Source organism: Thermodesulfobacteriota bacterium (assembly GCA_039028315.1).
Classification (GTDB): domain Bacteria; phylum Desulfobacterota_D; class UBA1144; order Nemesobacterales; family UBA2774; genus CR02bin9.
Map to the genome: position 1 here is coordinate 1 of JBCCIH010000110.1, position 8139 is coordinate 8139.

Below are 8139 nucleotides of genomic sequence, written 5' to 3' on the forward strand. Positions count from 1 at the left end.
CCTTCAGATATTCAAGAAAGTATTAACAACACTATTACCTGGTTTAGGGATAACGGATATTTGGAAAAATAGCTAAAATTTGCAACGTTTTCCATTTCATATAAAATCTTGCTATGCCTGGCAACTCATTTGGTACAATTTTTCGCATCACAACCTGGGGCGAGTCCCACGGGCCCGCTGTCGGAGTAGTCTTGGACGGCTGCCCTTCTGGGCTTGAAATAAGTCAAGAAGAAATACAGTTTGAGCTTGATAGAAGACGTCCGGGGCAGAGCAAAATCACCACTCAGAGAAAAGAGCCTGACACTGTTGAGATACTATCAGGCGTTTTTGAGGGAAAAACGCTTGGCACACCAATATCTCTTATGGTCAGAAACCAGGACGCCATATCTAAATCATACGAAGACATAAAAGACACTTACCGCCCGGGTCATGCCGATTTTACATATGATGAGAAGTACGGCTTTAGAGACCATAGAGGCGGGGGACGATCATCAAATAGAGAAACAGTAGGAAGGGTTGCCGCAGGAGCGATAGCAAAGAAAATTTTAAACCTAAATGGAATTCACACTCATGGTTATGTATCTCAGGTTGGCAATATAACCGCAAAAAAAATAGACTTTGATCAGATTGAGAAAAACATTATAAGGTGCCCTGATGCAAAAAAAGCCAAAGAAATGATTAAGCTGATCGATCAGGTCAGAAAAGAAGGCGATTCAATCGGTGGAGTGGTTGAAGTAGTAACAACGGGTCTTCCCACTGGTTTGGGGACCCCTGTTTTTCATAAAGTAGACGCGGAGCTTGCGCAGGGCATGATGAGCCTTGGTGGCATAAGAGGGTTTGAGGTAGGGCTCGGTTTTAAAGCTGCTAAGATGAAAGGCTCTAAGGCTAATGATGTAATGCAAAAAAACAAATCCGGTGAGCTAGGGTTTAAGACCAACAATGCGGGCGGTCTATTAGGCGGCATGACAAACGGAGAAGACCTAGTTGTAAGAATTGCCATTAAGCCTACATCTTCGATTTCAAAAGTTCAGAAAACAGTAGATAAAGACGGAAACCCAAAAGAGCTTAGGGTTAAGGGCCGCCATGATCCATGTTTGTGCCCAAGAGCAGTACCTATAGCAGAGGCAATGGTAAACCTTGTGCTGGTAGATCAGCTTTTATTATCCAGAACTACTAGAATTTAAACCATATGGAACAAAGTAATTTTTCTTGTAAGATTTTTGTGGATGAAGACGAGATTTACTCAGGCAACTTTAGTGAAGTGCCACAAAAGTTCCGAAATCGAATCATAGACGATATCTCAGAATGGGCGGAATGTTTAGGGAAAAGCGGGACAAATGAACTCTTATATTCTCACTTGATTTGGTATCATGAAAAAGGACTTTACTGTGAGAGTTGTGAGGGTATGATTGAAGAAGCAAAGATTGACAACTGCACACAGTGCCAAGGCGAGCTCAAAGAGCAATTTGTATATGAGAGAAGCTCGGAGATAGATAAAATTCTAACTTGCATAGGAATGATATCACGAATAGAGGTCATTAAATAACTCTATTTTAACCACAGAGGCAAAAGATGAAATTAAATGTAGAAGGGCAAGTATTTCCAAAGGTTTGGGAACTGGCTGATAGTGTTGTTAAGCTAAGAGAAGAGAGAAGATCTGTAAATATAGGAGCTGGCACAGTGGGGTTTCCTGTTTACGAGGTAGAGCTCCCGGAGGAGACTAGAAAAGAAGGCATGTTCTTTATTACTCCCCAAGGAGTAAGGCTATACTACTACCCTGGAGATCAGTACCAAATCGGCTATCTCATATCTGAGATTGATACTGACCCTATTGCAAAAAGACATTTTGGCGGAACAAACTAACTCAGGAACACTCGATTCATTTCTACTTGCAAGAAATTTTAGGAAGGTATATTTATATCGCAGATGGAAGACCACAATCATACCCACGGACATGGCCATAACCACAGCATAAAATCGTCCAAAGAAAAAAAAGCCTTAGCCATCGTGCTCGCCTTAACTTTCATTTTTATGATAGTAGAGGCAGTCGCGGGCTTTTATACGGAGAGTCTTGCTCTTCTCTCTGACGCGGGACATATGCTAACGGACGTGTTTGCAGTGTCTCTCGCTTTTTTTGCGATATGGTTTGCAGAGCGGCCACCAACTTCTACAAAAACGTTCGGGTACTACAGAGCTGAGATACTAGCGGCATTCTTTAACAGTCTTCTTCTCTTTGGTATCTCAATTGCAATACTAATTGAGGCTTATAAGAGACTCCTTACTCCAGAAGAAGTAAAGAGTGTAGAGATGACAATTGTGGCAACAGTCGGGCTTGCAATTAACTTAATAAACGCGTTTATCCTGTATAAACACCAAAGCAGCAATCTAAACATAAAAGGCGCTTTGTACCATGTGCTAAGTGATGCGCTTGGGTCAGTTGGCGCTATAGTTGCTGGAATCGTAATGATTACTACACAGTGGTATTATGCAGACTCGATAATAAGTATCTTGGTATCGCTGTTGATAATTAGAGTCGCCTGGGGTCTGTTTAAGGATTCAAGCCACATTCTTTTAGAAGGCACACCCAAGGGAATGAACTTATCAGACGTGCAGGATTGCATATGTGCTCAAAAGGGAGTTATAAGCGTACATGATCTTCACGTTTGGACCCTAACTCAAGGTGTTGAAGCTCTAAGCGCACATGTAGTAGTAGAGAATATGGACAACTGTGAGGATATTATTAGCAGTATTAACAAAGAGCTATCCGAAAAGTTTAAGATAACCCATGTCACTCTTCAGCTGGAAAATGAAAAGCTTGAAGAGGATAACAGTGCTTGTTACGAAACAGATACTACTTCTTAAAGTTCAGTTCCTAAAATCTCAGAGGCTTTTTTAGTAGCAGCTCCAAAATTAAACTCATAACCAAGCTGATTTAATACACTCTCAATCGCGGCAATCACTGACAGGGTATCAGTCTTATCAATATCCCCAATATGAGATACTCTAAAGATCTTGCCTTTAGCCTGATCCTGCCCGCCTGCTACGGTGATCCCGAACTCATCTCTTAATCCTGCGATTACCTTTGCAGCTCCTATATCGGGTGGAGCAATGATTGTAGTAAGCGCTGTGCTAGGGGTGTCCTGAACAAATGGCTCAAGACCAATTGCCTTCATGGCCTCTCTTGTCGCTAGAGCAAGTCTGGCGTGGCGCTTGTGCATGTTCTCACGGCCCTCTTCTCTAAATCTTTTAAGTACAGCGGCAAGACCGATGATAAGTGTTACAGCCGGGGTAAAAGTGGTTGTATTTTTCTCTGCGTTTTTAAGTGCCGGTTTAAAGTCAAAATAGAATCTTGGCAGATTTGATTCCTCGTAGAACTTCCATGCCTTCTCACTCATAGCTGCAAAAGAAAGCCCAGGAGGAAGCATAAAGGCCTTCTGAGATCCTCCAACCAAAACATCGACCCCCCACTCGTCAAAAGCGATCTCAAACACGCCGACTCCTGTAATTCCGTCCACGATGTGAATTACGTCGTCTCTTTTGCTTGTAATCTCGGAGATTTCTTTAATCGGATGCTTTACACCTGTTGAAGTTTCACTTGCCTGTGTGAGGACAGCATTGATAGAAGGGTCATCCGCAAGCGCTTTTTCAATTACTGCCGGGTCAACTTCCTTACCCCACTCAACCATTATTTCTTCTACCTCAACGCCGTAACCGCGGCAAATCTTGCCCCACCTCTCTCCAAATTTCCCACTATTAATAACGAGCGCTTTTTTAGTTGTGGAAAGTGTGTTTGATATTGATGCCTCCATAGCTCCTGTGCCTGATGCGGAGAGAATAAATACTTCCTGCTTTGTGTTATAGATATATTTTAGCCCCTCTCTGACTTCAGCAAAAATCTCTTCAAACTCAGCTGTTCTGTGATGGATGATGGGCTTTGCCATCTCGATTAGCACTTCGCTTGGAACTGGCACTGGGCCTGGTGTAAATACGTATTTCTTCAATTTAGATTCTCCTTCTGTTAACTATCGTTTTTACTCTATCAACTTACCTCTATTTCACATATTTCTATAAACCCTCAAAGAGTTATGCTTTCAATCTAAAAATAATCTGTAATCTTATTTAATCAGTGAAAATTTGAGGTAGAAATCGTATATGAATCTACCCAAAACTCCGCAATATTCAACCCGGCTTGCTTTTGCTAGGCAAAAATTTATATTACTTAAATCTTTTGCCGGAGGTATGAGTTATGATAGGAGAGAACAAAGAGCAAATACAGGATTTAAAGAAAAGACTCACAATAATTGGAGACTATCTTTGACCTGCCTTCCAAAGAACAAAAACTTAAAGAGCTTGAAGAAATAACCGGAAGCCCTGAGTTCTGGGACGATGCAGATAAGGCCCAGCAGACACTTAGAGAACAGGCCCAAATAAAAAACAGCGTTGACGAGTGGCAGAGTCTTACACAGGAGCTAGACGATGTGGAGATCCTAGAAGAGCTCTCACTGGAAGAAGGAGATGAAGCCGCATCGTCAGAGGCTAGCTCAAAACTGATAGAAATTAAAAGCAAAGTTGAGAATCTTGAGTTTAAAAGAATTCTTGGCGAGCCGGAGGATTCAAATAACGCGATTGTTTCAATAAACGCAGGCGCCGGAGGCACGGAGGCGCAGGACTGGGCCGACATGCTATTAAGAATGTATCTTAGATATGCCGAGCGTAGCGGCTTTAAAACAGAGATGGTCGAGTATCAGGAAGGCGATGAGGCAGGGCTCAAAAGTGCTACTTTTCTAGTTAACGGTGACTACGCATTTGGATATCTAAAGGCCGAAAGCGGTGTACACCGACTAGTAAGAATATCCCCATTTGACTCAAACAAGAGAAGGCACACTTCTTTTGCGTCAGTTTTTGTTTCCCCTGAGATTGATGACAGCATTGAAGTAGATATTGACGAAAAGGACTTAAGGGTCGACACCTACCGCGCAAGCGGAGCAGGCGGTCAACATGTAAACAAAACAGACTCCGCAATACGTATTACACACGGACCTACGGGAATAGTAGTCAGCTGCCAGAATGAGCGCTCACAGCGTCAGAACAGAGAAACAGCTATGAAAATTTTAAGAGCAAGACTCTATGAATTAGAACGAGAAAAGCAAAAAGAGAAATTAAACGAACTTAACTCAGAGAAAAAAGAGATTGGCTGGGGCAGTCAAATAAGATCATATGTACTGCATCCCTATAGAATGATAAAGGACCACAGAACAGAGTTTGAGACAGGAAATGTGGACCCTGTTTTAGACGGCGATTTAAATGAATTTATTAAGAGTTACCTTGTATATTCAAGCAATTAGAATTGGGCGCGGTTCTTTGCATACGGGCGCTTGGTGGTATATTACATCTTATAGAGTAGGCCCAGAGGAAAAAGACGTTGAAGATAGGAATAGTTGCAAAACCCCATATTCAAGAACCCCTTGAGATCACTACAAAACTAACCAAGTGGCTTGGCGAGAGGAATGTGTCTGTGTATGTGGAGAAAGATCTTGGGGACAAGATCAATCACGAAAATTCTGTAGACAGAGCTGATATCCCTGCGATCGTAGATGTAATTTTAGTCTTTGGCGGCGACGGCACATTTTTGGGCATGGCCAGGCTTGCCTGCAAGCACGGGACCCCTATTTTGGGGATCAACCTTGGCGGGCTTGGATTTCTGACAGAAGTTACTGTTAACGAGCTATATCCTATGATGGAGAAGATTATTGCCGGCGATTATGAAGTTGAAGAGCGGCAAATGCTCCTAACAACAATACACAGAGAAAAAGACACTATTGGAACTTATGAAGTACTAAATGATGTGGTTATCAACAAGGGAGCAGTTGCAAGGATCATTGATCTTGCCATATATATAGAAGACTCACACGTTACAACATACAGAGCAGACGGCATAATACTTTCTACCCCAACAGGCTCTACCGCGTATTCTCTTTCGGCTGGCGGTCCTATTGTTCATCCAAGAATTCCTGTAACAATCATCACACCTATTTGTCCTCATACTCTCACGAACAGGCCACTTGTAGTCTCAAGTGATATGAAGGTTGAAATTAAAGTAACTACTCAAGAACCTGACACATACCTCACGCTCGATGGTCAGATAGGGATCAGATTAAACACTGCAGATATCATAGAAGTTGTTAGAACGGATACGAGCGTAAAACTGATTAAATCACCGTTTAGGGATTTCTTTACGATTCTAAAGACAAAACTTATGTGGGGTGAGCGCTATGGCAAGATCGACGGATGAGCAGTTCCTTCACGACTGGGTCATTAGAAAAGTTCATGAGAAATATTCAAGAGATTACAGCAAAGTGCATATAAACCCGGGTGACGAGAAGAACTTTGAGTATAACGGCGAATATCCCGACATTGTTTTTGAGAACTACGAGCAGATTGTGATGATTGCTGAGGTTGAAACAAATGAGACAATCAATGAGCAAAGGGCTGAGAAGTGGAAAAAGCTCTCTGAATTAGGCGCAAAACTCACCCTGGTTGTGCCTAAAAATATGCAGAACCCGGCGCGCGATATATGCTGGAAAGCGGGTCTTGTAGCTAAGGTAAATATTGGCTCTTTTGATGTAAATTTAAGTTTATAGTATCAATTTCTTGCAGTTTCTGAGAAATCTTTTACCTTTATTATCACTTGAGAAGAGATTTTTATTATAAAGCACAGAGTTGGACGGCAAGTTTTCAATTGCTTACTTAATTAAGACCCCGATATCTTGCTTATATTGCTAATGTTTGATAGGCTTTTCTCGACTTCACGGAGGTATTGTTCATGTCCATTTTAGAGAATTTAGATCCTGAAATAGCTGGAATTATCAGATCTGAGACTGAGCGTCAGGAATATAAGCTCGAGCTCATAGCTTCTGAAAATTACGTAAGCGAGGCAGTGCTTGAAGCAGCGGGCTCAGTGCTTACTAACAAATATGCTGAAGGTCTGCCAGGGAAAAGATACTACGGCGGCTGTGAGTATGTAGATATTGCTGAAGATATAGCCAGAGACAGAGCCAAAGAGCTATTTGGATGTGACGCAGTGAATGTTCAGCCGCACTCAGGCTCACAGGCTAATATGGCAGTTTATTTTGCCGCAATCCAGCCAGGGGACACAGTTTTAGGTATGAACCTTGCCCACGGCGGTCACCTTACGCACGGAAGCTCGGTTAATTTCTCAGGAAGGCTATTTAACATTGTGCCTTATGGCGTTACTGAAGATACGAATTTAATTGACTATGACGAAGTAAGAAAACTTGCGCTTGAGCACAACCCAAAATTGATTGTTGTTGGATGGAGCGCATATCCAAGAGATATAGATTTTTCTAAATTTAAAGAGATAGCAGATGAAGTCGGTGCGCTTCTAATGGCAGACATCGCTCACCCTGCAGGGCTTGTGGTGGCAGGGCTTTATTCAGACCCCATTCCTCACTGCGATTATGTGACCACTACTACTCATAAGACCTTAAGAGGACCAAGGGGTGGCATGATAATGATGAAAGAAGAGCATGCTAAGAAAGTAAACAGCAGAGTATTCCCCGGCTCACAGGGAGGCCCGCTAATGCACACAATCGCAGCCAAAGCTGTCGCATTTAAAGAAGCGCTCAGCCCTGAATTTAAGGAGTATCAGGAGCAGATAGTTAAAAACGCAAAACACCTTGGAGAGTGCATGCTGGAGCACGGCTTTAACCTAGTCTCAGGCGGCACAGACAATCACCTTGTGCTTGTGGATCTAAGAGAAGCTGATCTGACGGGAAAACTAGCAGAAGACACACTTGAGAAAGCAGGAATTACAGTAAATAAAAATGCAATACCTTTCGACCCTCACCCACCTATGGTAACAAGCGGAATTAGAATCGGAACCCCTGCGATCACCACAAGGGGAATGAAAGAGGAAGAGATGGAAGTTATCGCAGGGTTTATTAAAGAGGCCCTTGATAACACAGAAAACGATATTGTACTTCAAAGAATAAAAGATGACGTTAGGGAGCTATGCAGTAAGTTTCCAATGTATAGCCACAGGCTCGTATAGATGAAATGCCCATTTTGCGCTAGCTTAGAAAGTAAGGTCATAGACTCTCGCCTGGGAAAGGAAGAGAC

At 42.5% G+C, this 8139-nt stretch carries 9 protein-coding genes; 8 read left to right on the plus strand and 1 reads right to left on the minus strand.

What is annotated here, in order from left to right:
- Nucleotides 1–113: 113 nt before the first annotated feature.
- From aroC to AAF462_07720, 4 genes are all read left to right on the plus strand, one after another.
- Nucleotides 114–1184 carry a chorismate synthase gene (aroC, locus tag AAF462_07705; protein MEM7009001.1) on the plus strand — a complete coding sequence of 357 codons (1071 nt, stop codon included), beginning with the start codon at nt 114–116 and terminating at the stop codon, nt 1182–1184.
- A gap of 5 nt (nt 1185–1189) precedes the next feature.
- Complete coding sequence (locus tag AAF462_07710; GenBank protein ID MEM7009002.1) at nt 1190–1546, plus strand: hypothetical protein; 357 nt, start codon at nt 1190–1192, stop codon at nt 1544–1546.
- A 26-nt stretch (nt 1547–1572) separates the two neighbouring features.
- Nucleotides 1573–1863, plus strand: a complete 291-nt coding sequence (locus tag AAF462_07715) for a hypothetical protein (protein ID MEM7009003.1) — start codon at nt 1573–1575, stop codon at nt 1861–1863.
- Nucleotides 1864–1926: 63 nt separating this feature from the next.
- A complete protein-coding gene (locus tag AAF462_07720; protein MEM7009004.1) occupies nt 1927–2862 on the plus strand; it encodes a cation diffusion facilitator family transporter in 936 nt (311 codons plus the stop codon).
- On the opposite strand, the gene AAF462_07725 is transcribed toward AAF462_07720, so the two are convergent.
- A complete protein-coding gene (locus AAF462_07725; protein ID MEM7009005.1) occupies nt 2859–4001 on the minus strand; it encodes an alanine--glyoxylate aminotransferase family protein in 1143 nt (380 codons plus the stop codon). The two genes, AAF462_07720 and AAF462_07725, sit on opposite strands and share 4 nt — an antisense overlap.
- A gap of 245 nt (nt 4002–4246) precedes the next feature.
- On the opposite strand from AAF462_07725, the gene prfB reads away from it, so the two are divergent.
- The 4 genes from prfB to glyA all read left to right on the plus strand — a co-directional run bounded on the left by prfB (nt 4247) and on the right by glyA (nt 8071).
- Nucleotides 4247–5345 (plus strand): peptide chain release factor 2 gene (gene prfB / locus AAF462_07730; GenBank protein MEM7009006.1). Its coding sequence is split into 2 segments (ribosomal slippage): nt 4247–4315 and nt 4317–5345, totalling 1098 coding nucleotides; the frame shifts between segments, so codons are not numbered across the junction.
- A 77-nt stretch (nt 5346–5422) separates the two neighbouring features.
- The gene (locus AAF462_07735; GenBank protein MEM7009007.1) at nt 5423–6292 is read left to right on the plus strand and encodes an NAD(+)/NADH kinase; all 870 of its coding nucleotides are present in this window, start codon (nt 5423–5425) and stop codon (nt 6290–6292) included.
- Nucleotides 6273–6641: a hypothetical protein gene (locus AAF462_07740; protein MEM7009008.1), complete on the plus strand. Its 369-nt coding sequence runs from the start codon at nt 6273–6275 to the stop codon at nt 6639–6641. Before AAF462_07735 ends, AAF462_07740 begins: the two co-directional genes overlap by 20 nt.
- 182 nt (nt 6642–6823) lie before the next feature.
- Nucleotides 6824–8071 (plus strand): serine hydroxymethyltransferase, encoded by a 1248-nt coding sequence (glyA, locus tag AAF462_07745; protein MEM7009009.1) that lies wholly within the window; start codon nt 6824–6826, stop codon nt 8069–8071.
- Nucleotides 8072–8139: the final 68 nt, after the last annotated feature.

What these genes read in the sequence shown, in the direction of transcription:
- AAF462_07720 (MEM7009004.1), top strand. Translation starts at nt 1,927, where the DNA reads ATGGAAGACCACAATCATACCCACGGACATGGCCATAACCACAGCATA.
- AAF462_07715 (MEM7009003.1), top strand. Translation starts at nt 1,573, where the DNA reads ATGAAATTAAATGTAGAAGGGCAAGTATTTCCAAAGGTTTGGGAACTG.
- aroC (MEM7009001.1), top strand. Translation starts at nt 114, where the DNA reads ATGCCTGGCAACTCATTTGGTACAATTTTTCGCATCACAACCTGGGGC.
- AAF462_07740 (MEM7009008.1), top strand. Translation starts at nt 6,273, where the DNA reads ATGGCAAGATCGACGGATGAGCAGTTCCTTCACGACTGGGTCATTAGA.
- glyA (MEM7009009.1), top strand. Translation starts at nt 6,824, where the DNA reads ATGTCCATTTTAGAGAATTTAGATCCTGAAATAGCTGGAATTATCAGA.
- AAF462_07710 (MEM7009002.1), top strand. Translation starts at nt 1,190, where the DNA reads ATGGAACAAAGTAATTTTTCTTGTAAGATTTTTGTGGATGAAGACGAG.